This is a genomic window from Sporosarcina sp. QA0331 (assembly GCF_055808055.1).
In genome coordinates, this window is record NZ_CM147850.1 from 1,971,286 (window position 1) to 1,997,223 (window position 25,938).

Below are 25,938 nucleotides of genomic sequence, written 5' to 3' on the forward strand. Positions count from 1 at the left end.
AAGGCAGGAAAATTTATGAGTGATCAAACAAAATCTAGAGCAGCCCGACGCCAGCAGTTGGAGGCGGAGAAAAAGCGCGGGAAGAATAAAAAGAAGAAGAACGGCGGCAATATCATTAAAAAAGTCTTTCTTGGGATAGTTGCACTTGGTGTTGCAATATTGATCGGCGGAGCGGGACTTTTTGCTTTCTATGCAAGCAGTGCGCCCGACCTCGATGAAAGCTTATTGAAAGATCCGCTCACCTCCCATATAGCTGACCGAAACGGTAATGTCTTCATGAAATTCGGGGCGGAAAATCGGGAATTCGTCCCTTATGATAAAATCCCTGAAGAAATGGAAGCCGCTGTTCTCGCAACCGAGGACGTCCGCTTCTACAAACACCATGGTATGGACTTCTGGAGACTTGGTGGCGCTGTTCTTGCTAACTTCAAAAGCGGCTTCGGTTCTCAAGGAGCGTCCACGCTGACACAGCAAGTCATTAAGAACTCTTTCCTATCAGATGAAAAGACATTGAAGCGTAAAGCACAAGAAGCGTGGCTTGCCTTTAAATTAGAAAGAGAATATGACAAAGAACAAATTTTTGAAATGTATTTCAATAAAATTCTCATGTCAGGCAATATTTATGGAATCGGAACTGCTGCTAAAGAATTTTACGGCAAAGATCTAGATGAGCTTGAATTGCATGAAATGGCCCTGTTGGCAGGAATGCCTCAATCTCCTAACGGCTACAATCCGTTTAAAAATCCGGAGAGGGCTGAAAAACGTCGGAATACAGTCCTTAGCCTAATGTACAAACATGAAAAAATAACGAAAGAAGAGATGGAGAAAGCGAAAGCCATCCCTGTAACTGAGACACTTCTTCCAGAAGATCAACGTCAACAAAACAAGGATTCGAAGTACCTTGCGTATGTCGACATCGTATTGGATGAATTGGAAGCGGAAGGCATGATGGATCTCCTGGCGGAAGGCGTAACTATTCAGACTGCCCTTGATCCATCGGCGCAGCAATCTGTTGAAAAGGCGATTAACAATGCATCCATTTATGAATCAGAGGAAATGCAAGCAGGAATGACAGTGCTCGATACAAAAACAGGGGAAATTGTCGCAATCGGAGGCGGGAGGAATTTCACTGGACGGAATTTGAACTTCGCTTCCGGAGATAACCTCAGACAGCCCGGTTCGGTCATCAAACCGATCCTGTCTTACGGTCCTATCATTGAAAATGAAAGCTGGTCAACTGCGCATATCGTAGTTGACGAACCTTATAAATACAAGGGCACTGACATATCAATCCGGAACGTAGACGGGAAATACTTGGGACCGATTACTGCAAGAGAAGCTTTGTACCGCTCGAGAAATATTCCAGCCGTCAAAGTGTTTGAAGAAGTTGGAACAAAACGGGCTCGCGAATTTGCAGGCAAGCTTGGGCTAGAGTATGGTGATATGACTTCCACACTTGCTATCGGCGGAGGAGATGCTGAATTTTCCACAATTCAAATGGCAGGCGCTTATGCTCCGTTCGGCAACGGTGGTATTTATACGAAACCTCACGCCGTCAAAAAAATCACTTTCCGCGATGGCTCCGAGCGGAACTTGGCACCGGATCCTAAGACGGTCATGAAAGATTCAACGGCTTATATGGTGACTGATATGTTACGTGATGTCATCTCTTACGGAACTGGTAAGACGGCCGGTGTATCAGGGCTGGATATGGCTGGTAAGACTGGTACAACAAACTATGATTCAAAAACGATGCAAGAAAAAGGAATGAAGAGTACGGATGTTCCAGATAGCTGGTTCACTGGCTATACGACGGAATATACCATTTCTGTATGGGGCGGATATAAAGATTTTAAAACCCCGATTACAACATATGATAAAGGTCGGTATGTACCGCAAATCCTATTCAGGACGGTAATGACCGATCTTGTAGCCGGAAAGAATACGCCGCATTTCAAAAAGCCGAGCTCAGTTGAAGAAGCTGTCATCGTGAAAGGATCCAATCCGGCAATCCTTGCGAGCAATTCGACGCCTGATGCGTTAAAGAGCACTGAATTATTCGTTAGAGGAACGGTTCCAACCGAAATGGATGAAGAAGTGATTACTGAACTAGAAGCTCCAAGCGGTTTATCGGCAGAATATGATGCAGAGACGAACTCAATATCGCTAAATTGGTCGTATGAAGATCCAGATGCATTTGTGCTTCCGGAACCTATTCAATTCAACGTTTCCGTCGCAGTGGACGGCGGCGAACCGCAGACCGTGCAGACAACTTCTGAGCATGGGTTGATGTTCTCCGGAGCTGAAATGGGTCGTACGTACGTATTCTACGTGACAGCGTTCTCGGGAGACATTGAAAGTAGCGCAGCTTCCACTTCCCTATTAATCGAGGGGCAAAATGATGATGACTCTTGGATGGATGACGGAAGTAACGAAGAAAATAACGGTGAAAATGATAACGACAATGATAACTGGAATAACGGTAACAACGGCAATTGGAACAATGGAAACAACAACAACAATGGCAATAACGGCAGTGGGAACAACGGAAACAACAACGGAAACGATGGAAACAATGGAAACAATGGAGACGCCGATAATTCGACTGGGGATAATTCCGGAAGTTCGGGAGATGATACAACCGATCCGGGATCCGGAGGAGATGACGGCTCCAACGACGGTTCCAATGATGGCGGGAACAGATAAGTAATATGTAAAAAGCCGGAAGGGGTTAAAATTCCCTTCCGGCTTTATTTATTCTTCGCTATTTGACTCACTGCTTTTTTCATCGCCTCGGTATAAAGTGCATCCAACTGAACATATGCATAATACCCTGATATTTTTCCTCGTATGAATGCTAGACGCTCTGCCCCATTCAATGGTTCAATTGACGATTTTTTATCGCCAGTAACAGAAGGTTCGACAAGTAAAAATGACTCGATCATTGCCGAATAATTTTCAATGGCCTTTTCCATCATGTTGGCAGCTTCATGATCCTTTTGCTTATATGCATCCTCGATGCTTGCTTTCATGTCCAACCAATTGTTCCAAAAAGAATAAAGCAGTTCCTTCTTATCCATTTCGGAATTATGCAATGCCTTTCATCCGTTTCTTCCCTTCCCTGCATAAAGGAAGAAGAGGACATTCATTGCAATTCGGATTTTGGGCTTTGCAATGATATCTTCCGAAAAAAATGATTTGATGGTGGGTATCTGTCCATTTTTCTATAGGCGTCCAGCGCATGATTTTTTCTTCCACCATAAGTGGTGTGTCTTTCCAACGATTCATGCCAAGACGTTTGGCAACCCGCTCAACATGTGTGTCGACTGCCATTGCCGGAATGCCAAACGCATTCGAAACGACGACATTTGCTGTTTTTCTTCCGACGCCTGGAAAAGTCGTTAGTAAATCCCTATCCGCTGGCACTTCCCCATCAAATTCTTCGATTAAAAGAGCGCTCAGCGCTTGAATATTTTTCGCCTTATTTCGATACAGGCCGATGGAACGAATATCATTTTGGAGTTCTTCAATATCAACGGCCAAGTAATCTTCAGGCGTTTTATATTTTTTGAACAAATCCGCAGTTACCCTGTTTACGAGCACGTCTGTACATTGAGCGGAGAGTAATGTGGCAACGAGCAGCTCAAAAGCGTTTTCGTGCACCAGCTCACAATGAGCATCGGGAAACATTTTCCCGAATTCTTCTAGACAGACTTCCCATTGTTTCTTCGTCAACATAGACAATCACCTATTCCCGTTCCTCCAGCCAATTATAAAAAGGAACCTTTTTTACGACAGCTTCCTGATTTTGAACTGGACGTATCATTGATGTCCTGAACGTCCTAGATTGCTTTTCCACGTCATTCAACGTTCTTACTCTTTTCTTCTTCCATTCGAACAGTATTCGGTCAATATAGCGCAAACTGAGCTTTTGGGCAAGAACCGCCTCTTTCAATGCTGCTTTGATGATCTGGACGGCATGTCCATCTTCATCCAGCCACATTGTAATCGTTTCGCATTCCATTGGAGATAAAAGTCTGCCGAACTCCTGCTCGAACAACGTGAAGATTTCGCCTTCTTCTTCCTTGTCCTTCTTTTCTTCCTTTACGTTCTTTTCAGCTAGCACAATACTCACTAATCTGTTCCATAATGGCTGCATCGAGAACTGTTCGTAAAGGACTCCGTTTTCATCCTGACCTTGCTTGATTTCCAATAATCCACGCTGCATGAAACGTTGAAGGATTGCCGACACTTCGTTTTCTGTTAAATGCATACGCGCTGCCAGATCAGATGGCGTAGGAAATTGTGAACCATCTGCTTGATATGCATACATATGCAACAAGAGCACGGCATCGACATCTTTTATATCCAACGCTTTATAGTGCTGAAAAAAGAGCTGGGAAATAGTTACATTTCCCTGCTCAATCCAAATACGGAGCCGTTCTTCATCTTGCATGGCGAACACCTCACTATTTATTTCTTACTTCTATTACGGATATAGACGGTTCAACAGACGTGGGAACGGAATTGTTTCCCGAACGTGTTCGACACCGGAAATCCATGCCACCGTCCGTTCCAATCCAAGCCCGAAGCCGGAATGTGGAACTGCGCCGTATTTACTTAATTCTAAATACCATTCATAAGCAGACTCATCCAAATTATGCTCTTTGATGCGTTGCTTCATTAATTCATAGTCATAAATACGTTCTGAACCGCCGATGATTTCCCCATACCCTTCCGGAGCGATCAAATCAGCGCAAAGAACGACATCATCGCGATCCGGATGCGGCTGCATATAGAATGATTTAATATCCTTAGGATAATTTGTAATGAAGACAGGCATATCAAAGTTTTCGGCAATCGCAGTTTCATGCGGTGCACCGAAGTCATCGCCCCATTCAATGTCGTCAAAGCCTTTTTCTTGAAGGAACTTAATTGCATCATCATAAGAAATGCGTGGGAATGGAGCTTGGATTTTTTCTAGTTTCGAAACATCCCTGCCAAGTCGCTCGAGTTCCAATGGGCAGTTTTGCAATACAGATTGGACGATATGCGAAACATATTGCTCTTGGATTTCCAAGCTTTCCTCATGTTTCACGAATGCCATTTCTGGTTCAATCATCCAGAATTCAATCAAATGACGGCGTGTTTTCGATTTCTCTGCACGGAAAGTCGGTCCGAATGAAAATACCTTCCCTAATGCCATCGCTGCAGCTTCTAGATAAAGTTGACCTGATTGTGACAAATATGCATCTTCATCGAAATATTTTGTATGGAATAGTTCCGTAGTTCCCTCAGGTGAAGAGCCTGTCAAAATAGGAGGATCTATTTTCACAAAACCGTTCATATGGAAAAATTCAAATGTAGAGCGGATGATTTCGTTTCGAATTTTCATGATGGCATGCTGTTTACGAGAGCGTAGCCATAAATGACGGTTATCCATCAAGAACTCAGTTCCGTGTTCCTTCGGCGTAATTGGATAATCGACTGCTTCATGAATGATTTCGATGTCTTTAACTTGCAATTCAACTCCGAATGAAGAACGTTCATCTTCCGTCACTTCTGCTGTCACATAAAGGGAGGATTCTTGATGAAGTGATTTCGCTTTTGCGAAAATATCCTCCCCTACAACTTCCTTGACGACAACGCCTTGCACAAAGCCTGAACCGTCGCGAAGTTGAAGGAAAGCGATTTTGCCGCTTGATCTTTTATTTGCTAGCCATGCTCCGATCCGGACAGTTTCACCAACGTGATCAGGCATTTCGTGAATCATAATTGTTTTCATAAGTACCTCCGTGAGTATGAACTATTATTCTTTCCAGTTTGCTTCTACAAATGAACGGATGCGTTTAACCGCTTCCTCAAGTAGATCGATCGATGTCGCATAAGACAAGCGAATCGTTTCAGGTGAACCGAATCCGGACCCCGGAATGACCGCCACTTTTGCTTCAGTTAATAATGCAGATGCAAAATCATCCACATTTGTAAAGCCGGTTTTCTTCATCGCTTCCGAAACTTCCGGCAGCAAATAGAATGCACCTTGAGGTTTGACGACTGTAAAGCCGGGAATTGCTGCAAGCTGTGGATAAATACGCTCTAGTCTCGACTCAAAATCCTCCCTCATAGTTTCCACTGCATTCTGAGGGCCGTTATATGCTTCAATCGCACCGTATTGTGACGTCGTTGTCGGATTGGATGTCGAATGGCTCGCCAAATTCGTCATAGCGCTGACGACATTGGCATCGCCTGCGATATAACCGATTCTCCAACCAGTCATTGAATGTGATTTGGACACTCCATTTATAATGAACGTCCGATTTTTCGCATCTTCCGAAAGCTGGGCAATTGAAACATGCTTCTCTCCACCATAAATCAATTTTTCATAGATTTCATCCGAAATGATCCAAATGTCCTTTTCTCGACAAACTTCTGCAATTTGTTGAAGTTCTTCACGAGAATAGATCATTCCAGTCGGATTCCCTGGAGAATTGATAATGACTGCTTTCGTTTTAGATGTGATGGCACCACTGATTTGTTCAGCCGTCACTTTGAATTGGGCATCGGAAGTGCCTTCGATAAATACAGGAACGCCTTCAGCCAGCTTCACTTGCTCAGGATAGCTTACCCAATATGGTGTGGGAATGATCACTTCATCGCTAGGGTCTAGTATGACTTGGAAGAGTGTGTATAAAACATGCTTCGCGCCGATACCAATCATAATTTCCTGCCTTGTGTAATCTAACTGCTGATCCGCCTTCAATTTGGCAATGACAGCATCCTTCAATGCTGGAAGCCCGCCAGAAGGCGTATATTTTGTCTTGCCTTCTTTCATCGATTGATAGGCTGCTTCCAAAATATTTTCCGGCGTATTGTAATCAGGCTCGCCTGCTCCTAAGCCGATAACGTCGATACCCGACTCTTTCATTTCTTTCGCTTTCGCCGTAATGGCAAGGGTTGTTGATGGTGATAATGTATTCACTCTAGCCGCTAATTTCTTTGTCAACAGAATCGCTCCCTTTTGTCCCTTCATCTCTTGAATGAATGCCTCTATAGATTTAAAATCCGTTTCCACCATTCACCGTTCTCAAAAAAGACATACACATAATTCAATTTTCCATTGTCACCTTTAAATGCGACTTCCCATACAGGATGGCCTTCTTCCAAGCCGAGGGTCACATGAAGGATTTTCTCCACTTGCAGTTCTGCTTTGACCGTTTTGATCGCTGCTTGCGCTTCAATTCCGTCTTTCATCGCCACTTCATCGATGATTTCTCCTGTTTTCCCTTCAATGAATACCGCTTTCTCATTGCCTTCGTCATCTTTGCCAAACACCGTTACCATCGATACGGTACCATTGTAAATTTCGGAATGCTCAACAGATTGCAAAGCGCCATTTTTCAAAGCAGCCGTTTCCGCATCTTGTTGGGCGGTCGAAAAAGGTTTGTTGGCATTATAAAAAACGATGACAATGATGACAAGTGATAATGCCAAAAGGAAAGCTGCGATGAATTTGATCCAATTCATCATTAGTCTCACTTCCTATACACAAAACTGCCAATTGGAATGCAATCGCATCCTGTTATCTACTGGATTCCTATTTATTATAACAATCTTCGAGCTCATTCACCATATGTTCTAGTGACACTTTCTGAACAGGAACGGAAGGCAGTGCAGCCAAAAAACGCTTCCCGTATGATTTTATTTCAATACGCCTATCCAAAATGATGAAAAAGCCCCTATCTCCAGATGACCGTATTAACCGGCCGAACCCTTGGCGGAACCTTAAAATCGCTTCTGGAAGAGACAAATCAGTAAAAGGATTTGAACCGTTCGCGGCAAGCTTTGCAGCCCTCGCTTTGAAAACGACTTCATCCGGCGATGAAAAAGGCAGTCTGACAATAATGACAGCGGACAATGCCTCTCCGGGAACATCAACGCCTTCCCAGAAACTGTTCGTTCCAAACAGGATCGATTTACCGAACTGGCGGAATGACTTTAAAAGTTTCATACGGCTGCCCGAACTGACTCCTTGTGCGATAAGAGCATAGTCATTCAATAATTCACTTTCTAAAATCAATTCATATGTTTTGCGCAACATGTCTTGTGAAGTGAATAAAACGAATAGCCTGCCGCCAGTCGCAATTACAGTTTGGACTACAGCATCCGCTACAGCCTCAATATAGTCGCTTTGTGAAACATGTTGGATGGACGGCATATCTTCAACGATAAATATCCCAGCGTTGTCATAGAAATGATCTGGAGCATCAAATGTCAAAACAGGCACATGATCTTCTATTCCTAGCTGCCTTGGAACAAATCGCTCATCTTGATTGATCGTCATCGTAGCTGATGTCCAAACGATCCCAATTTTTTCAGCTTTTAGGCCTGTAATGAATTCCTTCGTAATTACTGACCCATCGACGGGACTTTTCACAACATTCAAGCTGCCTGGTAAGCTCCGTTTATCTTTTTCAATCCAAACAGTAAAATTATCTGTTTCGTCATCCAAAAATATTTCAACCCATTCACCAGCTTTGATTTTCAATTCTCGCAACCAATAATTCCATTCGGATAAAAACGCCTGTTCTTTCTTCGACATTTTTTCTCTATATGTTTCCAATCGCAAACTAATCGTTTGTACATTCTGTATATACTCATTCATTTTTACAGCCATTTGCGAAAAGAGTGGTTTGTTTCCGGCTATTTCTTCAAGACTGAAAATCACTCGATTCCCTTGCTGGCCGCCGCCAGATTGCGGCTTGTGGGATGACATTAGAGAAGCAACTTCATCAAATACATTGGAAAATTGCTCATAAGAAGCCGAAAGCTTCCCGAATATTTGATTTCCATAGTTGCTATATTTCCTATGAAGGTTCATCAAATGATGAAGAAGCTGGCCATCTGCATCAGAGCCTAGCTGTCCCATGACATACTTCCAATTCATATAGGATAGCACTGTCTCATTAGAATTCGCTGCGGTATGAATGAATTGATGCGCTTCATCGATGATCAAGCCCGAAAAGTTATGAAATATCTTTTGTTCACGGTTGGAATCCGACAGGAGCATCGAGTGATTCGTAATAATGAGATTGGAATGGCGACAAGCATCCATCATCCGCTGGTGGTAATCTGCCGCTTTCTCATCGTCCTTCAGCCGATTATTCCGCTTGCGGATTCTATCAACAAATAATTGGCCACCGCCAGATACATTCAATTCATTCAAATCGCCGGTTTCCGTATCTGTCAGCCAGACAAGGATTTGCATGATGGAAAACGTCTCATCATACGATTCGTCTGTAATCCTCAATAACTCCTCGAACTTGCCGAGCGAAATATATTGCTCTCTCCCTTTCAAGACTGTAGCGGTGCAATCGATGCCAAGCATTGTTCGAATACGCTCCACTTCGTCTTCCAATATCTTATCGACGAGGTGATTGGTAAACGTGCTAATGACTACCGGTTTACCTGTTTGAAACGAATGGATAGTTGCAGGCAGCAAATAACCAACTGTTTTTCCTACTCCTGTCGGGACTTCAGCTATAACTTCAGCATGTGAATTCAACGTTTCCCAAATTGCATCCATGAAAGCCAATTGAGACTTCCGATATTCGAAAGAAGGATAACCTTTCTTTAAAAGGTCGATTTTTTCCTTTTCATTCATCGGGTATGTGGAACGGGCTGCGATCGTTCCTCCGATCCTTTCCAATTTGCGGTATGGAATTCCTCTAAATAAAGGGAGCTTACGACTGTTTGTGGATGTTCGGACATGCTTCAACGCTTCATAGATGAGTGTCGAAATATCCGAACGCAATGAGAAGGAACGTCTATGCAATAAGTTCAACGTTTCTTCGGGCAATGTCCGAAGTTTGGATAATGCCGTCAGCAGCAAATTCGCTGTCGCTTCCGCATCGTCATCCGCTCTATGTGCAGCTGGCAGCTCAATATCTAGATCCTCTGCCAAGTCTTGAAGACGATAGCTAGAGGAGGACGGGAAAAGAATTTTGGATAACTCGACAGTATCGATTTTCTTACCGGACCATCCAGATACTTTGCAACGCTTAAATTCACTTTGCAAAAACGACAGATCGAAATCGGTATTATGCGCGACAAATACCGTTCCTTGTAGCATATCGGAAACTTCTTGCGCAATTTTTTCGAATGTCGGAGCAGTCCGAACTTCTTCATCCGTAATTGCGGTCAATTGTTGGATGAACGCGGGTATTTCACGTTCTGGATTGACAAATCGGGCATACGTATTCGTGATTGTTCCGTTTTCAATGAAAACAATCGCGATTTGTATAATCCGGTCTCCCTTTGCAGGAGAATGTCCAGTCGTTTCCAAGTCAACGACTGCATATGTACTGTTATCCATTCAATCATCAACTTCCTGTATTGAATACTAAAGCAGATTGTATCATATTCCGGTGCTCGTTTGCTCGATTAGGTGTTCTTAGCAATAAAAAAATGCTGACGAAGGAAATTTCCTCCTTCATCAGCGTTGTAATCAATTAAGCGATAATACCAGGCGCTTCCGTGATTACTTCTTTAATACGATTCTTGTCATCCATAAGGAGCACTGTCGGTTGATGTGTACGAGCTTCTTCTTCTGAAACGTACGCATAAGAAATGATAATGACAATATCACCTTGTTGAACGAGTCTCGCTGCAGCGCCATTGACGCAAACAACTCCACTGCCACGTTCGCCTGCTATGATATACGTTTCAAAACGCGCGCCGTTATTGTTATTAACGATGTGGACCTTTTCATTCGGAAGCATGCCTGCAGCGTCCAGCAAGTCGCTATCGATCGTTACGCTTCCTACATAATTCAAATTCGCTTCTGTCACCGTGGCGCGATGCAATTTACTGTTCATCATCATTCGAAACATAAGTACCATCCTTTGTTGACATAATAATATTATCTATTAACCTTGTTGTCGAAAATCTCACTGCGCATGCTAAAATAACTTCCTGTGTACCTTCTGTCACCGGTTTCAACTGAGGATATGCAAGCAAGCTGACATAATCAATCTTCCCGGAACTATTGCAGACAATCCAATCCGAAACTTCCTGTTCAATAGCCTTCGGGTCGGCTCCCTCAGTAAACATCTGTGCTCCAATTTGCAATGCTCGATAGATGATAGGGGCTTCTGCACGCTCTGCCACTGTTAAATTCACATTGCGAGAGCTTTTTGCCAACCCGTCTTCTTCTCTTACAATCGGAACTCGAACGATAGCTGTCCGTAAATTGAAGTCACGCACAAACGTTTCGATAATGGCTAGTTGCTGAGCATCTTTCATGCCAAAATAGGAACGATCCGGATCAACGATATTGAACAGCTTCAATACAACTTTGAGCACCCCATCGAAATGTCCTGGCCTTGCAGCACCGCAAAGCTCACTCGCCTGCATTCCCGGCAATATGCGGATGCCGCCATCCATAGGATACATTTCTTCGACTGAAGGGACGAAAACAATATCGACGCCAGCTTCGCTTGCAAGACGGATATCCCTTTCACGATCACGTGGATAGGATTCAAAATCCTCGCCTGGTCCGAACTGTGCCGGATTGACAAAAATACTCATGACGACGATGTCGTTTTGCTCCTTTGCAGCCTTGACGAGAGATAGATGTCCTTCATGCAAAAATCCCATAGTAGGGACGAAACCGACAGTTGTATGGTTTCTTTCATTTCGGTTCAGTTTCTTTTGGAGTTCTTCGATTGTTTCAATCACTTGGATGTCGGTACTTTCAACGTACATCAGTCATTCCTCCGTATAATGCAACCAATTCATCTTCCTTCATTGCAAAGCGGTGTGCTGCAGTTGGAAATTCACCTGACTTGACGGCTGAGGCATACTTTTGCAAACCATTTCGGATATCTGCTCCGATATTGGCGTACGCTTCAACAAATTTAGGGATGTGGTGGTTTCCATATTTGACCGTATCATGGAAAACGAGCACTTGGCCGTCCGTCTCGGCTCCTGCCCCTATCCCGATCGTAGGGATGGAGACGGCTTTCGAAACTTGTTCCGACAACTGATATGGAATACATTCCAGAACGATCATGCATGCACCCGCAGCTTCACAAGCGATTGCATCGTGGATAAGTTGTTCAGCAGCTTCCGCAGTCTTTCCTTGTACTTTATATCCCCCTGCAACAGCAGCCGACTGAGGAAGCAGTCCTAGATGGGCGACGACTGGAATTCCTGTTTCCGTCAATAGGCGTATCGTGTCGATCACCCTACCTCCGCCTTCCAACTTCAACGCGTTCGCACCTGTCTCCTGAAAGATGCGGACCGCAGCTTCCAACGTCCTATCTGCGGAACCGTGATACGAAGCGAATGGCATGTCGACGACGACGAATGTCTCCTTTGCACCACGTCTTACCGCTTTTCCATGATGAATCATGTCTTCGACTGTAACAGCCGCTGTCGAGTCATAACCCAATACAACCATTCCGAGCGAGTCTCCTACGAGAAGGACATCAATTCCTGCCTCCTCAGCTAATTGCGCAGTTGGATGGTCATACGCAGTCAACATGGCGATTTTTTCCCCAAGGCGTTTCATTTTCGTGAAATCCGTACTACTTTTCATCCGTATCCTCTCCCTTTTGTTTGTCAAAATGGAGAAAACCGAAAATTAAAAATCCTTCCGACCTAAAACGGGCAGAAGGATTGTGTAATTACGATTTTTGGTTTCCTCCGTCCCTGTCTTTTACAAGATCAAGGCAGAACTTATTAGGTTTTTACTGTCAATCATACGTCCTTGAAGGTGCAATTCCGATTGATACTGCCCTTCGCCATTACTATAGCAAATCAAGGAAGTTTTGTATAGTTCAATCTTTGATAACTATATCAGCTGAATAAATGCCTTTCACGGTCCCATCATCGAGCTGAAGCTCCAAAAGTCCGTCCTCTGAAATACCCAAAGCGGTGCCTTCGATCGTCTCATGTAGCATGACTGCGCGAATCCGTTTGCCTGCTGTGTTCGAATAACTTTCCCAAAGTAGTTTAATCGGTCCAAAGCCGTGTTTTTCATATATTCCCGTATACACTTCGAGAAAACCGAGAATTTCAGCAATAAGTTTCGCACGATCGATTTCCATTCCACTTTCTATCTTCAGTGAAGTAGCTATCTCTTTCAACTCCACCGGAAAATCTTCTTCGTCATGATTGACATTCATGCCAATTCCGAGAACGATTGCCTTCACTCGATCCGGTTCTGATTGAAGTTCAGTCAGTATGCCAGTCATCTTCTTGCCATTGATTAAAATATCGTTTGGCCATTTGATCATCGCTTCCACACCAGTGACATTTTCAATCGCCCGGACGACAGCAACAGCCGCAACGAGTGTCATTTGCGGCGCCTGTTGAGGGATTAAGGACGGTCGAACAATCAAACTCATCCAAATTCCTTTTTTGGCTGTTGAATTCCATGGACGTGACAGTCTCCCCTTGCCGGCTGTCTGTTCTTCCGATACGACAAGAGTTCCATCAGTTGCTCCCGCTTGTGCAGCATCGTGTGCAATATTTTGAGTCGACTCGCAGCTTTCATAATAATCGATGACCTTGCCATAATTTTTAGTCTGTAAATACTTTTGAATATTTGCGGTGTTCACACGGTCTGGCGAAGAGATGAGCACATACCCCTTTTTCTTAATTGAAGCGATTTCATAGCCTTCCTCTTCAAATTCTTTTATATATTTCCAAATTGCTGTTCGCGAAAGACCAAATTCATCTGCAAACTCCTGCCCCGAAATTGGAGTACCTTGAGCTTCAAAAAGTCTTTTTAGCAATTCATCCTTGACGTTCATATTCATTGAGAAACCATTCCTTTATCTTTTCAGCATCATTTGGGCAGCGGCTATGCAATACCATAGATTCGATTTTATCCATCCATTCGCCGACCCATCTACCGCCTCTTTGACTTGTCCACGTCATTAAGTCCTTCCCATCAACTTGTAAGTCTTCCTTTGAACGAATCGGCAATTTATCTTGCATTCGTATCATTTCCTCGACAGGAATTCTTTGTTCAGTCGGATGAAAGGATTCCCATACTTTTTCTGCGGAGACCAGCACTTCAATGTGAAATCGATAATAATCTTCTATCATGAATCGATTGGACTGTCTCCTCTTGAATGCAGTCAGAACATCCGACAGAAAAGCTTTCTCACGATTGGAAAGCTTATATGCCTTTGCAAGATTCATGACTGGAAAATTCCCTGCAAGCATCAATGCCGCCCAACCTTGTTTCGCTGTTTCAAAAGGAGCACAAGCGATTAAACGTTGGACATCGTTTGGAAATAGCGGCAAATGCTCTGATAGGCGGGTATCCTCTATCGTCGCAATCGCTTTTGCCGGATTAACACCTTTCCATAACTTATCCATTTCAACTTTGATCCGCTCTACAGAAATATGCTTTATGCTGGCGGCGTTTTCTTGAATGGCTAGCAACGTCCCTTTCTCGATTTCAAAATCTAAAACAGACGAAAAACGGATTGCACGGATCATACGCAACGCATCCTCATGGAATCTGTCTGCAGCGTTTCCGACTGCCCGGATTTTGCGATTTTTAAGATCTCTCGTTCCCCCGAACGGGTCGATCAATTCACCAGTTAGCGTCAACGCAATTGCATTCATCGTAAAATCCCTGCGCTGCAAATCATCTTTCAATGACCTGACGAACTCCACTTCGTCAGGTCTCCTATGGTCTGAATATGTACTTTCCGTACGGTACGTCGTAACTTCGATCGGTTCGCCATCCATCAAAACCATTACTGTCCCATGGGCGATTCCGACGTCAATCGTATGAGAGAACACAAGCTTTACTTCTTCTGGTGTGGCAGACGTCGCGATATCGATATCCGAAGCTTCTTTACCAAGTAAATGGTCCCGGACTGAACCACCTACAAACACCGCCTCATAACCAGCTTCCTCCAATTGGCGAATGACTTTTCGGCTTGGCGCTGTTCCAAATTGCGAAGTCATTTCAAACCCGCCACTCTGTAGTATAGTTCTTCATATTGGAGAACGATCGAGGCAGAATTAAATTTATCATCTACTGTCCGTAATGCATTTTCCCGAAATTCCTTATGCATGATCGGGTCTTCAAGAAGCATCTTCGCTTTTTCGGCTGCTGACTTCACATCTCCCAGTTCAACGAGGAATCCGTTTTTGCCGTCCTCAATCACTTCGGGAATGCCGCCGATGTCAGTTGCAATAGCCGGTACGCCGCATGCAAAGCCTTCCAGAAGAACAAGCCCGAACGCCTCTTTCTCCGATAATAGGAACATGACATCGCTAATTGCCAAAAGTTCCGGAAGGTCATCCCGTTTTCCTGTGAAGATGATATTACTTTCAAGCCCTTCGCTTTTCGCCTTCTCCATCATCTCAATCTTTTCAGGACCTGTGCCTACCAATACTAATTTAGAATCAATTTCTTTATGGATAAGCTTAAAGCTGTCAATTATATCCGAAATTCTTTTTACACTTCTGAAGTTCGAAATATGGATAATCACCTTTTCATTTTCTTTGATACCTAATTTGCTTTTTAATGAACCTGGATCGACTGGCTTATATTTCTCTTCATCGATAAAATTATAGATTGTCAGTATTTCTTTATTAGGCTCAATTAACGAAAGCGTATCTTGTCGGAGTGATTCGGAAACGGCTGTCGTCAAATCCGATTTTTCGATTCCATAACGGACAGTGTTTTTCAAACCGGGATCATGGCCAAGTATCGTTACATCCGTCCCATGCAATGTCGTGATCACACCAATATTTGAATTCGCCATATCCTTTGCGAGAGCTGCAGAGATGGCATGAGGCACGGCGTAATGGACATGCAATAGATCCAGCTCTTCCTCTTCGATCACGCGAGCAATGCGATTTGCTAAGGCAATATCGTACGGTGGGTACTTGAAAACGGCATAACCGTCAATCTTTACTTCGTGGAAGTAAACATTGGGGTGGCCGTCGGGAATACGGAAAGGACGACTTGACGTGATAAAATGCATCTCATGTCCCCTTTCCGCCATTTTCAAACCAAGTTCTGTCGCGACAACCCCGGATCCCCCGAGCGTGGGATAACAAATTATACCGACTTTCAATTTTTTCATATACTGCACCTCTTCCGCACAACGTTAATCGATTATATTTTCTAAGCCATATACGAGATCTTTTCGATCGATCACTTCTCGGATCGCCATCATAATCCCCGGCATAAAGCTTTTCCTGTCAAATGAATCATGACGAATCGTCAATAACTCCCCTTCTCCACCAAGGAGGACTTGCTGATGGGCAAGCAGACCTGGCAAACGGACGCTATGGATTTTCATTCCTTCCACATCAGCTCCCCTTGCCCCTTCCAAATGGACTTGCTCTTCTGGGTGCCCTTGGATGTGCGCTGGTCTATTTTCCTTAATCATTTCTGCGGTTTTAACGGCAGTTCCTGAAGGTGCATCCAGTTTACGGTCATGATGCATTTCGAGAATCTCTACATCCCCCAAATAGCGGGCTGCCTGAGCCGCAAACTTCATCATGAGAACGGCTCCAATGGAGAAGTTAGGAGCAATGATTCCACCGACATGAGTCGATTCCACCAATTCGAAAATGGAATCCAGCTCCTGCTTCGATAAACCGGAAGTTCCAACGACCGGATGGACGCCAAGTGACAAAGCAGCTTTCACATTATTGAAGACGGCATCCGGATCGGTTACATCCAACAGCACTGCCGGTTGGTGATCTTCGCAAAGCTTTGAAAACGATGTATATACGGGAATACCCTGTTTCTCTTCATTTATGGCACCATTATGTAAATGCAAACCGTCATATTTATAATCAAGCGCAGCTACTACTTCTGCGTCATTTGCCGCTTCTATCGCTTCTATCGCTGTAGACCCCATTCTTCCACGGGCCCCTGCAATGGCTACTTTTATTTTCATCAAATTTCCTCCTTTTTCGTCCAGCGGTCTGCGTCGCGATCTTTGAATTTATTCAAGACCCCCATCAATGCATCCTCTAGACTGATTCCTTGTGAATTCGCGAAACAGATGAGAACAAACAATAAATCACCGGTCTCCTCTGCTAGCGATTTGATTTCTTCACTATCCTTTTTCTTTTTCACACCATATACATGCTGGACTTCCCTCGAAAGTTCACCAAGCTCTTCCGTAAGGCGGGCGAGCATCTCCATTGGAGGGAAATACCCTTCCTCAAAGCCCGATATGTACGTATGAACTTCATCTTGCAAGTTTTTCATCGTTTTAGCTTGTTCCAATTTGCTTCCGTCTCCTTCATTTGTTATCGTATTCATTCATAGGACTGTTGTCAAAAAATCAGTAATCATCGATAATATTAATGGCGCTCCAACGCGCAGGGCATCTGAAGTGTAGACGCCCCAAGAAAGGTGGTTATCATTTGCTTCACGGAATAAAATTCAAAAATGTTTTTTTCATTATCCTCGGAGCTGCAATATTCAGTTTTGGCCTTGTACATTTTAATATTCAGCACGAACTAGCGGAAGGCGGATTTACCGGTATTACGCTTATCCTCTTATTTGCCTTCAACTGGGATCCCGCCATTATGAACTTAGTGCTAAACATTCCGATGTTCATCATCGGTTGGAAGCTTTTAGGAAGAAAGGTTTTCATCTACACGATTATCGGCACCGTCGCTGTATCCGTCTTCTTGAAAGTCTTTATGAAATACCAGTTCAACATTCATTTGGAAGGGGACATGTTCCTTGTAGCCCTCTTTGCAGGTGTTTTCATTGGTATTGGGCTCGGCATCATTTTCAGGTATGGCGGAACAACAGGCGGTGTAGATATTATCGCACGTTTGGCGCATAAGTACATAGGCTGGAGCATGGGAAAGACAATGTTTATGTTTGACGCGTTCGTAATTTTGCTTTCATGGGCGGTCTACTTGGATCATCGGTCTATGATGTATACGCTTGTCGCACTGTTCGTCGGTGCTCGTGTTATCGACTTCGTTCAAGAAGGTGCATATGCCGCTAAGGGCACTTTTATCATATCAGAAGCTCAAGACGAGATTGCTTCGAAAATTACGTTGGAAATGGAAAGAGGCGTTACTGTTTTTAGGGGATATGGCCATTTCACGAAATCGGACCGTGAAATATTATATTGCGTCGTCGGTAAAAATGAGATGATGCGTTTGAAAAATATTGTCAATTCGATTGATCCTCATGCATTTGTGTCGGTTTCGGATGTACATGATGTGTTAGGAGAAGGTTTCACACTCGATGATCAGAAACAACCGTTGGATCATTAATTGGGAACCGGATTTCCGCTTCAGGCGGACGCTTTCCGGGGGCGGGCGGTCAGCCTCCTCACTTCGCTTCGCTTCGTTTCGGGGTCTCACCTGTCCCGCTTATCCCCCAGGAAAAGCCGTAACGCAGAACGGCTTTTGCGAACAAAAGCGAAGCGTTGAGAGCATATCTTTGCCCTTCGCCGCCTTTAGCTGCAATCCTCAGGGTCACTCCTAATTTTAAACTATAAAATAGTAAAACCCGACCATTTGCGGTCGGGTTTTTGTTTTAATCTCTGTTCGTAAAAATCAACAAAAGTCGAACAAGTTCCATTACGGCAACTGCTGTAGCAGCGACATATGTCATTGCAGCAGCGCTCAATACTTTCTTCGCATGAGGTTCTTCTTCATTCCGAATGATGCCTAGCTCAACAATTTGATTCATTGCACGCGTCGATGCATTAAACTCTACAGGCAATGTAACGATTTGGAATAAAACACCCACTGCCATTAACGCAATCCCTATTCCAAGCATGTAATTCATGCTAGATGCAAGTATCCCAATAATAATGAATATCCATGAAGCATTCGATGTGATATTCGCTACTGGAGCCAATCGATGGCGGAATCGCAAGAATGCATATGCTTCTGCGTCTTGAATGGCGTGTCCGACTTCGTGTGCCGCGACAGCAGTACCAGCAACTGAAGCTTCATGATAGTTTTGAGATGACAATGCTACCGTTTTAGTTAACGGGTTATAATGGTCACTCAAAAAACCTTTGCTTTCAACGACTTTAACGTCTTGTAAACCGTTGCGATCGAGGATGAGACGTGCCACTTGTGCACCTGTCATACCTGATGTCGAACGAATTCGTGCGTATTTGTTATACGTACTTTTCACTTTGAATTGGGTATACAACGGAAGCAACATGATGATAACCAAATAAACGATAAAAGACAATCCTATTTCCCCTCCCTTTTATGTCTACTCTTATTTTATAATGAGCACGATTGAACCGCAACTTTTTACTATTATACTATAGCTGCTTCCCGATTCTTCCTTATTTTCCATAGGGCATATGCCAAGGTAATACAAGCGATGGAGAGCCAGAATGTAAAGTAACCGATTTCTTGCATATGCTTCATCAAATCATGATAGATCGGCATTTGGCCGAATACATAATCAATCACGTCGTTATGCAATGTCCATATTCCCGCAATTACGATATGTGTAAACTTAAATTTATAAAAAGGACTATAGAGAACTGCCTGTACCGCCATTGCGAAATGGGAGCCGATGAGCATCCACCCGACAGGATCCAAAGAGCCAATTTCTTTCATCGTGAGCAGGTTCATGACAACCGCCCATAATCCATATTTGACAAGAGTGATAAGAGCAAGTGCTTCAATCAGCTTGAAATTCTTGCCGATCAGCCAACCGATAATAGCAAGTGAAAAAAAGAGACTTGCCGTCGGACTGTCCGGAACAAAAATCCAAAATTTCGGTTCCGTCAACTCCAATTGCCACATATACCAATCATAGCCGTATACCGTGCCAATTATGTTGACGAATAATAAAAACCATAGAAATGATTTATGTGATAATATCAACCAAATACGATTGTAAATAGAAATCATCGCCATCTCCTCAAAAAGAAGTATGTCATTCAGCAGCTTATTAACCGTTTATGTATAATAATTTGTAAAAAAAAAGAGTCAGTCGCCTGACTCTTTTTTCCTGTTGGTATTACTCCTCAGTTTTCAAGCCTGCAAGGAATTCTGCAAGGACCTGCAAATCTTCTTCTGAACCTGTCCATTGCCCTGGTGGCATTGTACCAATACCATCATGTGCGATGTCGACAATCTCTTCTGGTGTATGTCCAGTGTTTATCAATGCTGGTCCTAGACCACCTTGGAAAGCGTCACCATGACAGCCGATACATGAAGATCCTGCGTAAATCTGATATCCTTCAGATTCTGGATCGAATTGGACTTCTTCAACAATTGCACCTTGTGCTTTCGCTTTTTCCCAGTCATGGTTCACGACAGATTCCCATGTCAAATAGAAAAGTGCTGCGAAAGAAAGGAGCATGAAAGCAGTCGGAAGAGGGCGTTTGAATGGACGACGCTCTTTCGATGTATCCATGAAAGGAACAAGCATTAAAGCTCCGATAGCCAAGCCAGGCATGATGATCGCTCCGATTACGTTGTACGGCCCGGATGCGAACTCATATTTTAGCAATTGGTACATGGATAGGAAATACCAGTCAGGAACCGGTATGTATGTTGTATCCGTAGGATCTGCTTGACGCTCAAGCGGAGACGGATGGGCAACTGTCAGGATTAAATATCCGATTAAGAAGATGGCACCGATCATCCACTCTTTCAAGAGGAAGTTCGGCCAGAAAGCTTCTGTTTTACCCGGATATTCCGAGTAATCTTTAGGGACATTCGGCATCTTGCCTTCTGCTTTGATGCGTGAGTCACCAACAAATTTCATACCTTTTCCGCGTTGCATTTTGTCCCCTCCTTATTCTAATTTCAGACGATCAACATCTTGTTGGATGTTAATCTTATAGCGGACCGGAAATACCTTGTCTTCTGATCATGATAAAGTGTGCCGCAAGCAACCCAAGCAAAGCAGCAGGTAGGAAAAATACATGAATCGCAAAGAATCGTGTCAATGTTTGAGCTCCAAGAATAGTGGAGTCGCCCGCCAGAAGGATTTTAATTTGTTCACCGATGAATGGCACCGATGCAGCAATTTCAATACCCACTTTAGTTGCGAACAACGCTTTCATATCCCATGGCAATAAGTAACCTGTGAAGCCAAGACCTAGCATCGTAACAAAGATTAATACTCCGACGATCCAGTTCAATTCACGAGGCTTTTTATATGAGCCTGTAAAGAATACACGCAATGTATGCAAGAACATCATTACGATAACTAGCGATGCTCCCCAGTGGTGCATCCCACGCACAATCTCACCGAATGCAACTTCGTTTTGAAGATAGTAAACGGATTTCCATGCATTTTCAATATCCGGGGTGTAATACATTGTAAGGAACATACCTGAAAGAATCTGGATGACCGTTACGAAAAACGTCAAACCTCCGAAACAATAAATGAATGCAGAAAAATGATGTGCAGGGTTCACGTGCTCAGGTACTTCGTGGTCAGCGATATCACGCCAAATCGGGGTGATATCCAACCGTTCGTCAACCCAATCATAAATTTTATTCAGCACTTCGGTCGTACCCCCTTACATATTAAACTAATGTGTTTGGAACCGTTTTTCCAAGATGTACATAGCCATCCACGACTTCGACCGTAAACTCATCAAGCGGTCCGAGTGGTGGAGTTCCTGGTATGTTTTTACCGTTTTTCTCGTAACGTCCATTATGGCAAGGGCAGAAGAATTCATTCTTATGCTTTTCGTCGCCTTCCCAGTTCACCGTGCATCCAAGGTGCTTACAGACAGGAGAAAGTGCGATGATCGTATCGCCTTCTTTGTAGACCCAAGCGGTGTTCGATACATCGGATTTGTACCATGCATCTTTACGATCTTTAATAGTAAAGTCAACACGTACAGGCGTTTCAGTTAAATCATCCGCTTTTTGCGGAGTCGGAATGAATTCACCTTCACCTTTTGGTTGCAATACTGGATCGACCGCAAAGCGGACCATCGGCATCAACATTGCTGAAGCCATGAATCCACCGACACCCATTAATGTATAGCTTAGGAATTGGCGTCTAGACACTTTGCTGCTCATCAGTTTCCCTCCTCTTACTCCAAAATCAGTCCAACGGACATACTTTTGCTAATTGTAAAACTAGGACATATCTATGATATATCAATATTAGTGTAAATTCAATCATGCTTTAAGCTGTATGAACAGATTGTGAACAATTCATGAATTTTACACATGTTCCATACATAACCACTCGAAAATAAATAAGCGGAGTAGGAAAGACGACTAACAATGAATCTCTTATTGCTTCGACCATTGCTCGGTGAATATTGGCAATGACTGACGCAGCTGATCTTCCAGAATTGATTGACGCAAAGAGGCGTCCATGTTTTCCAGCGGGATGGAAGGCATCCAAATAACTTGTCCAGGCAGATCCATCGACGTCCAAGTATGATCGGTCGTCAAGAAGAAAACGTGCTTGAATGTTGTATCGGAAAATTCCTGCAATGTTGTTTCGGCCATTTGCTGTTTATCCGTTGCTGAAGTGTAGGCAAAAGGCGGTGCAAACATCATCCTCCCTTTGAATTGCGTTTCAATCAAAGACGCGAGATGCATGACGAATTCTGTCGAAGAAGCGCTTGTCTTCATATTATCCATCTTCGTTTCAACTTTTACAAGCGGAATCACCAACGTATCAATATATTCTCTTTGAAGCAAATATGTATCCATATCCTTGCCTGTCCAATTCACTATAACCAGCCCCCTAAAAATATTCATGCAAATGACTCCATCTGGAAGACGGAGTCATTAGTCTTTTGTAATCTTCATATCGTTCAGCATTGCCGACAAGATGAGGAACCGTTCCCGGTCATTGGCGTCGAGTGCCTCATCGACTCTTTTCATAAGCAGATCCATGGATAATGAGGCTACACTTTCCTCTAGAAGCTGCTCGGCAATTTTCCGATCCCGAGCACTCACTTGGAGTTCTGCCGGAAGGAACGGGTTTTCCTCCCGCACGCTTGCATATTCCGGACATGCATGGCTGTTCGGGAAATTCAATTGGATATACATTTTTTCCTCCGGATGGAGACGCAAATCATGAAATGATTTTTCCGCATCAGCAGTCATTAGATTGCCTTTGTAAAAACGGAAAGGGATGCTTTCCGAATTTATTGTTGAAATAACCATCGCCCGCGGACAGTAATGTGCTTCATCCGTAAAGTGGACGTTTTGAAGAAGTTGCTCATGGCTCAATAGATAATTCAAAATCCACACACATTCCCGGCGCTTCAATTTATAGCGCTTTAAAAACCACCGCACGAAGTCTTTTTTGGCAGCGACAGGAATCATGGCTGTCATATCACACCTCCTCGTCATTCAACGTTTCAAGAAAAGCGGTCCATTCCTCATGTTGTGTAAAGCTTGCTAGCGTCTTAACTACTTCGATAGCTTCATCCCTTTTTCCTTCATCCAAAAGAAATCTTGCGTATCGATCCAAAAATGATGGATCATCCTTCATTCCAGCATATGCCTTACTGTAAGATACGTATGCATGTGCATATTGTTCCTCTCTTTCAAGAGCATAAGCTTTGAATGCAGATAACAGTGGAATATCCATTTGTTCTTCATTCATATCAGTTAGAAGTTTCAGCAGTTCCCCATCCTCTCCCCTTTCATTATAAAGAGAAGCAAGTGTAACGATGGCATCGATATATTCGGGATCCAGCGCAATGGCATGCTGTAAATGTTCTTCCGCTTCAAGAGGCAATCCTAGCTTCAATGCTGATTTACCCGCTGAGAGCCGAAGTTCCTTGTCAAATTCATCACGCTTGATACCTTGTTCGAATAATTCATATGCCTTTTCGTCATCTCCCAATTGGGAATGCGCTTGGCCAGCGAGCATGTATGCAGAGAAATAATCGGGGTCCATTACGATTACATCTTCAAGCAAATTTATCGACCTATCCGGCTGATTGCTCTGATAGTAGGCGTATGCAGCTCCGAACAACGTGTCGGGAAGTTGCTCATCTGCCAGAATCTTTTCGTAATAAGGGAGCGCTTCCTCATAAGCCGCGCCTGCGCTATATGTTTCAGCGAGCCGGAGCGGAATCGATATACCTGCGATTTCATTATGACCTTCATCATAAAGTTCAGAGTATAGCTTCGCGGCCTCGAGATATCTCCCCGAATCGAGAAGAAGTTCAGCGTAAGCAAATCGGATGACCGGTACGTGTGGTGAACGAGAGAGAGCCTCTTTTACCTTTCCAAGAGCTGCTTCTGCCATCCCGATCATCTGGTAGTAATCGGCAAGAGCTAATAGCGCTTGTACATATTCCTCTTGGTCGGGCGTTACTTCTGAAAGCAACAGCAGCGCTTCATCTTCATCGCCCAGTTCCATCAATGTATTTGCCCGGTCAATCTTCAATTGCGGTTCGTCAGGCATATAGGAGATCAATGTTTCGTAAATATGGTCGGCTTGGCCGACATATCCGTAATCAACTAATAAAGCCGCAGCTTCATATAGTAAATCGAAGTCTCCGGGCTTTTCCACACGATCAATCAAGTCATTTACTCGCCCTATATCTCCATCGTGTACCGCTTTTTCAAAATCATGTAACTGCATCATATTTTCACCTGATCCTTCAAGTTGTATACACTAGGAAAATTATTCTTCATTGCGCGCAAAGACGATTTGCGACAAATGATCAAAAAAGTTCGGATAGGAAATCGCAATGCAAGAAGGGTCTTCAATATGAATGGGTCCATCTGATGCCAATGAGGCGATCGCGGCCATCATTCCTATTCTGTGATCCCCATACGATTTCAGTTCTCCTCCTGATAATGCTGTTGGCCCTTCGATGATCATCCCGTCGTCTGTTGCTTTAACGTTGGCACCTAGTTTCGTCAGTTCGTCAGTAACGGCGGCAATGCGGTCTGTTTCCTTGACGCGTAGCTCTGCGGCATCCTTTATGACGGTTGTTCCTGTCGCTTGAGTGGCCAGCAATGCGATGATCGGCAATTCATCGATCAGCGTCGGTATGATATCCCCGCTTATCTCTATTCCTTCCAAACGGTCGTGAGCAACTTTCACTACCCCATAAGGTTCGCCCATTTCACCGTTTTGTTCAAGTATATCCACTTTAGCTCCCATTTGACGCAATACATCAATAATCCCTGTTCTTGTCGGATTTAGCCCGACATCCAAGAAATCTACTTCGCTTCCTTCGATCATCGCTGCTGCCGCCATGAAAAAGGCTGCGGAGGATATATCTCCGGGAACGGTGACGTCTGTACCTGTTAAAGTCTGACCACCTTTGATGCTTACAGTCTCCCCATCTTGAAAAAGCTCTGCCCCAAACTGCTTGAGCATCCGCTCTGTATGATCTCTTGAAACGGCAGTTTCCCTGACAATCGTTTCTCCTTCTGCACTCAATCCTGCAAACAGAATCGCAGATTTCACTTGTGCGCTTGCCACAGGCATATTGTAGTCGATTCCTTCTAGCTTAGAGCTTTCAATTGTCAGCGGAAGGAAATCTCCACCCTCTGTGCCAGTGATGGAGGCACCCATCGTTTGCAATGGGGTAGTCACCCTTTTCATCGGTCGCTTCGACAAAGATTCATCCCCGGTCAATGTGGATGTGACCGGAGAACCAGATAAGATTCCGAGCATCAATCTTGCAGTCGTCCCTGAATTCCCAGCATATAGCTCTTCCGTCGGAGTTGTCCAATTTCCAATCCCAGGGCTGTCTACTACAACATCTGTTCCATTTCGTTCGATCGAGACGCCCAATCGCTTAAAAATCTCGATCGTCCGCAAACAATCTTCCCCATCAAGGAAACCTTTTATTGCCGTACGACCTTTCGCTATCGACCCTAACATAATAGCACGATGGGATATAGATTTGTCACCAGGCACTTTAATTGAACCTTTTACTAAAGGCTTGTTGTATTCCACTGTCTTCGTTTCAACCATGA

26 protein-coding genes are annotated in these 25,938 nt (G+C 43.9%); 2 read left to right on the forward strand and 24 right to left on the reverse strand.

The window, feature by feature from the left end:
* Nucleotides 1-15 precede the first annotated feature (15 nt).
* Entirely contained in the window at nucleotides 16-2,706 is a 2,691-nt protein-coding gene (locus AC0L13_RS09800; RefSeq protein ID WP_473646492.1) for a PBP1A family penicillin-binding protein, read from the forward strand.
* Nucleotides 2,707-2,750: 44 nt separating this feature from the next.
* On the opposite strand, the gene AC0L13_RS09805 is transcribed toward AC0L13_RS09800, so the two are convergent.
* From AC0L13_RS09805 to AC0L13_RS09875, 15 genes are all read right to left on the reverse strand, one after another.
* Nucleotides 2,751-3,095, reverse strand: coding sequence for a YpoC family protein (locus AC0L13_RS09805; protein ID WP_473646494.1), 345 nt, complete (start codon nucleotides 3,093-3,095; stop codon nucleotides 2,751-2,753).
* Complete coding sequence (gene nth / locus AC0L13_RS09810; protein ID WP_473646497.1) at nucleotides 3,088-3,738, reverse strand: endonuclease III; 651 nt, start codon at nucleotides 3,736-3,738, stop codon at nucleotides 3,088-3,090. Before nth ends, AC0L13_RS09805 begins: the two co-directional genes overlap by 8 nt.
* Nucleotides 3,739-3,748: 10 nt before the next feature.
* Nucleotides 3,749-4,456, reverse strand: a complete 708-nt coding sequence (locus AC0L13_RS09815) for a DnaD domain protein (RefSeq protein ID WP_473646500.1) — start codon at nucleotides 4,454-4,456, stop codon at nucleotides 3,749-3,751.
* Between the two features lie 33 nt (nucleotides 4,457-4,489).
* Nucleotides 4,490-5,785, reverse strand: a complete 1,296-nt coding sequence (gene asnS / locus AC0L13_RS09820) for an asparagine--tRNA ligase (protein ID WP_473646503.1) — start codon at nucleotides 5,783-5,785, stop codon at nucleotides 4,490-4,492.
* Between the two features lie 24 nt (nucleotides 5,786-5,809).
* The gene (locus AC0L13_RS09825) at nucleotides 5,810-7,003 is read right to left on the reverse strand and encodes a pyridoxal phosphate-dependent aminotransferase (RefSeq protein ID WP_473646505.1); all 1,194 of its coding nucleotides are present in this window, start codon (nucleotides 7,001-7,003) and stop codon (nucleotides 5,810-5,812) included.
* Between the two features lie 44 nt (nucleotides 7,004-7,047).
* Nucleotides 7,048-7,527, reverse strand: a complete 480-nt coding sequence (locus tag AC0L13_RS09830) for a cell wall elongation regulator TseB-like domain-containing protein (RefSeq protein WP_473646508.1) — start codon at nucleotides 7,525-7,527, stop codon at nucleotides 7,048-7,050.
* A 67-nt stretch (nucleotides 7,528-7,594) separates the two neighbouring features.
* On the reverse strand, nucleotides 7,595-10,372 hold the full coding sequence (dinG, locus tag AC0L13_RS09835) for an ATP-dependent DNA helicase DinG (RefSeq protein WP_473646511.1): 2,778 nt from the start codon (nucleotides 10,370-10,372) through the stop codon (nucleotides 7,595-7,597).
* Between the two features lie 136 nt (nucleotides 10,373-10,508).
* Nucleotides 10,509-10,889 carry an aspartate 1-decarboxylase gene (gene panD / locus AC0L13_RS09840; RefSeq protein ID WP_473646513.1) on the reverse strand — a complete coding sequence of 127 codons (381 nt, stop codon included), beginning with the start codon at nucleotides 10,887-10,889 and terminating at the stop codon, nucleotides 10,509-10,511.
* A complete protein-coding gene (gene panC / locus AC0L13_RS09845; protein ID WP_473646516.1) occupies nucleotides 10,864-11,763 on the reverse strand; it encodes a pantoate--beta-alanine ligase in 900 nt (299 codons plus the stop codon). Before panC ends, panD begins: the two co-directional genes overlap by 26 nt.
* Nucleotides 11,753-12,598: a 3-methyl-2-oxobutanoate hydroxymethyltransferase gene (panB, locus tag AC0L13_RS09850; protein ID WP_473646518.1), complete on the reverse strand. Its 846-nt coding sequence runs from the start codon at nucleotides 12,596-12,598 to the stop codon at nucleotides 11,753-11,755. Before panB ends, panC begins: the two co-directional genes overlap by 11 nt.
* 241 nt (nucleotides 12,599-12,839) lie before the next feature.
* Nucleotides 12,840-13,823, reverse strand: coding sequence for a biotin--[acetyl-CoA-carboxylase] ligase (locus AC0L13_RS09855; RefSeq protein ID WP_473646519.1), 984 nt, complete (start codon nucleotides 13,821-13,823; stop codon nucleotides 12,840-12,842).
* Nucleotides 13,801-14,991 carry a CCA tRNA nucleotidyltransferase gene (locus AC0L13_RS09860; RefSeq protein WP_473646522.1) on the reverse strand — a complete coding sequence of 397 codons (1,191 nt, stop codon included), beginning with the start codon at nucleotides 14,989-14,991 and terminating at the stop codon, nucleotides 13,801-13,803. The genes AC0L13_RS09855 and AC0L13_RS09860 overlap by 23 nt, the downstream gene beginning before the upstream one ends.
* Nucleotides 14,988-16,121, reverse strand: a complete 1,134-nt coding sequence (bshA, locus tag AC0L13_RS09865) for an N-acetyl-alpha-D-glucosaminyl L-malate synthase BshA (protein WP_473646525.1) — start codon at nucleotides 16,119-16,121, stop codon at nucleotides 14,988-14,990. The genes AC0L13_RS09860 and bshA overlap by 4 nt, the downstream gene beginning before the upstream one ends.
* A 24-nt stretch (nucleotides 16,122-16,145) precedes the next feature.
* Nucleotides 16,146-16,946, reverse strand: coding sequence for a 4-hydroxy-tetrahydrodipicolinate reductase (dapB, locus tag AC0L13_RS09870; protein WP_473646527.1), 801 nt, complete (start codon nucleotides 16,944-16,946; stop codon nucleotides 16,146-16,148).
* Nucleotides 16,946-17,317 (reverse strand): nucleotide pyrophosphohydrolase, encoded by a 372-nt coding sequence (locus AC0L13_RS09875; protein ID WP_473646529.1) that lies wholly within the window; start codon nucleotides 17,315-17,317, stop codon nucleotides 16,946-16,948. Before AC0L13_RS09875 ends, dapB begins: the two co-directional genes overlap by 1 nt.
* A 104-nt stretch (nucleotides 17,318-17,421) precedes the next feature.
* Here AC0L13_RS09875 and AC0L13_RS09880 point away from each other — a divergent pair, with 104 nt between their 5' ends.
* The gene (locus AC0L13_RS09880; protein WP_473646531.1) at nucleotides 17,422-18,294 is read left to right on the forward strand and encodes a YitT family protein; all 873 of its coding nucleotides are present in this window, start codon (nucleotides 17,422-17,424) and stop codon (nucleotides 18,292-18,294) included.
* Between the two features lie 265 nt (nucleotides 18,295-18,559).
* Here AC0L13_RS09880 and AC0L13_RS09885 read toward each other — a convergent pair whose 3' ends face one another.
* From AC0L13_RS09885 to aroA, 9 genes are all read right to left on the reverse strand, one after another.
* Complete coding sequence (locus AC0L13_RS09885) at nucleotides 18,560-19,237, reverse strand: zinc metallopeptidase (protein WP_473646937.1); 678 nt, start codon at nucleotides 19,235-19,237, stop codon at nucleotides 18,560-18,562.
* A gap of 65 nt (nucleotides 19,238-19,302) precedes the next feature.
* Nucleotides 19,303-19,908, reverse strand: a complete 606-nt coding sequence (gene lhaT, locus AC0L13_RS09890; RefSeq protein ID WP_473646533.1) for a lipoprotein heptaprenylglyceryl N-acetyltransferase LhaT — start codon at nucleotides 19,906-19,908, stop codon at nucleotides 19,303-19,305.
* A 109-nt stretch (nucleotides 19,909-20,017) separates the two neighbouring features.
* Nucleotides 20,018-20,788, reverse strand: coding sequence for a c-type cytochrome (locus AC0L13_RS09895; RefSeq protein WP_473646536.1), 771 nt, complete (start codon nucleotides 20,786-20,788; stop codon nucleotides 20,018-20,020).
* Between the two features lie 55 nt (nucleotides 20,789-20,843).
* Nucleotides 20,844-21,518 carry a menaquinol-cytochrome c reductase cytochrome b subunit gene (gene qcrB, locus AC0L13_RS09900; RefSeq protein ID WP_060208191.1) on the reverse strand — a complete coding sequence of 225 codons (675 nt, stop codon included), beginning with the start codon at nucleotides 21,516-21,518 and terminating at the stop codon, nucleotides 20,844-20,846.
* 22 nt (nucleotides 21,519-21,540) lie between these two features.
* Entirely contained in the window at nucleotides 21,541-22,047 is a 507-nt protein-coding gene (locus AC0L13_RS09905) for a QcrA and Rieske domain-containing protein (protein WP_473646941.1), read from the reverse strand.
* Between the two features lie 216 nt (nucleotides 22,048-22,263).
* Nucleotides 22,264-22,713 (reverse strand): DUF2487 family protein, encoded by a 450-nt coding sequence (locus tag AC0L13_RS09910; protein ID WP_473646538.1) that lies wholly within the window; start codon nucleotides 22,711-22,713, stop codon nucleotides 22,264-22,266.
* 57 nt (nucleotides 22,714-22,770) lie between these two features.
* Entirely contained in the window at nucleotides 22,771-23,322 is a 552-nt protein-coding gene (locus tag AC0L13_RS09915; protein WP_473646540.1) for a ReoY family proteolytic degradation factor, read from the reverse strand.
* A 1-nt stretch (nucleotide 23,323) separates the two neighbouring features.
* A complete protein-coding gene (locus tag AC0L13_RS09920) occupies nucleotides 23,324-24,586 on the reverse strand; it encodes a tetratricopeptide repeat protein (RefSeq protein ID WP_473646542.1) in 1,263 nt (420 codons plus the stop codon).
* Nucleotides 24,587-24,628: 42 nt separating this feature from the next.
* Nucleotides 24,629-25,936, reverse strand: coding sequence for a 3-phosphoshikimate 1-carboxyvinyltransferase (gene aroA / locus AC0L13_RS09925; RefSeq protein WP_473646545.1), 1,308 nt, complete (start codon nucleotides 25,934-25,936; stop codon nucleotides 24,629-24,631).
* Nucleotides 25,937-25,938 lie beyond the last annotated feature (2 nt).

What these genes read in the sequence shown, in the direction of transcription:
- AC0L13_RS09800 (WP_473646492.1), top strand. Translation starts at nt 16, where the DNA reads ATGAGTGATCAAACAAAATCTAGAGCAGCCCGACGCCAGCAGTTGGAG.
- nth (WP_473646497.1), bottom strand. Translation starts at nt 3,738, where the DNA reads ATGTTGACGAAGAAACAATGGGAAGTCTGTCTAGAAGAATTCGGGAAA.
- AC0L13_RS09815 (WP_473646500.1), bottom strand. Translation starts at nt 4,456, where the DNA reads ATGCAAGATGAAGAACGGCTCCGTATTTGGATTGAGCAGGGAAATGTA.
- asnS (WP_473646503.1), bottom strand. Translation starts at nt 5,785, where the DNA reads ATGAAAACAATTATGATTCACGAAATGCCTGATCACGTTGGTGAAACT.
- AC0L13_RS09830 (WP_473646508.1), bottom strand. Translation starts at nt 7,527, where the DNA reads ATGATGAATTGGATCAAATTCATCGCAGCTTTCCTTTTGGCATTATCA.
- dinG (WP_473646511.1), bottom strand. Translation starts at nt 10,372, where the DNA reads ATGGATAACAGTACATATGCAGTCGTTGACTTGGAAACGACTGGACAT.
- panD (WP_473646513.1), bottom strand. Translation starts at nt 10,889, where the DNA reads ATGTTTCGAATGATGATGAACAGTAAATTGCATCGCGCCACGGTGACA.
- panC (WP_473646516.1), bottom strand. Translation starts at nt 11,763, where the DNA reads ATGTACGTTGAAAGTACCGACATCCAAGTGATTGAAACAATCGAAGAA.
- panB (WP_473646518.1), bottom strand. Translation starts at nt 12,598, where the DNA reads ATGAAAAGTAGTACGGATTTCACGAAAATGAAACGCCTTGGGGAAAAA.
- AC0L13_RS09855 (WP_473646519.1), bottom strand. Translation starts at nt 13,823, where the DNA reads ATGAATATGAACGTCAAGGATGAATTGCTAAAAAGACTTTTTGAAGCT.
- AC0L13_RS09860 (WP_473646522.1), bottom strand. Translation starts at nt 14,991, where the DNA reads ATGACTTCGCAATTTGGAACAGCGCCAAGCCGAAAAGTCATTCGCCAA.
- bshA (WP_473646525.1), bottom strand. Translation starts at nt 16,121, where the DNA reads ATGAAAAAATTGAAAGTCGGTATAATTTGTTATCCCACGCTCGGGGGA.
- dapB (WP_473646527.1), bottom strand. Translation starts at nt 16,946, where the DNA reads ATGAAAATAAAAGTAGCCATTGCAGGGGCCCGTGGAAGAATGGGGTCT.
- AC0L13_RS09875 (WP_473646529.1), bottom strand. Translation starts at nt 17,317, where the DNA reads ATGAATACGATAACAAATGAAGGAGACGGAAGCAAATTGGAACAAGCT.
- lhaT (WP_473646533.1), bottom strand. Translation starts at nt 19,908, where the DNA reads ATGATTTCTATTTACAATCGTATTTGGTTGATATTATCACATAAATCA.
- AC0L13_RS09895 (WP_473646536.1), bottom strand. Translation starts at nt 20,788, where the DNA reads ATGCAACGCGGAAAAGGTATGAAATTTGTTGGTGACTCACGCATCAAA.
- AC0L13_RS09915 (WP_473646540.1), bottom strand. Translation starts at nt 23,322, where the DNA reads ATGACAGCCATGATTCCTGTCGCTGCCAAAAAAGACTTCGTGCGGTGG.
- AC0L13_RS09920 (WP_473646542.1), bottom strand. Translation starts at nt 24,586, where the DNA reads ATGCAGTTACATGATTTTGAAAAAGCGGTACACGATGGAGATATAGGG.
- aroA (WP_473646545.1), bottom strand. Translation starts at nt 25,936, where the DNA reads ATGGTTGAAACGAAGACAGTGGAATACAACAAGCCTTTAGTAAAAGGT.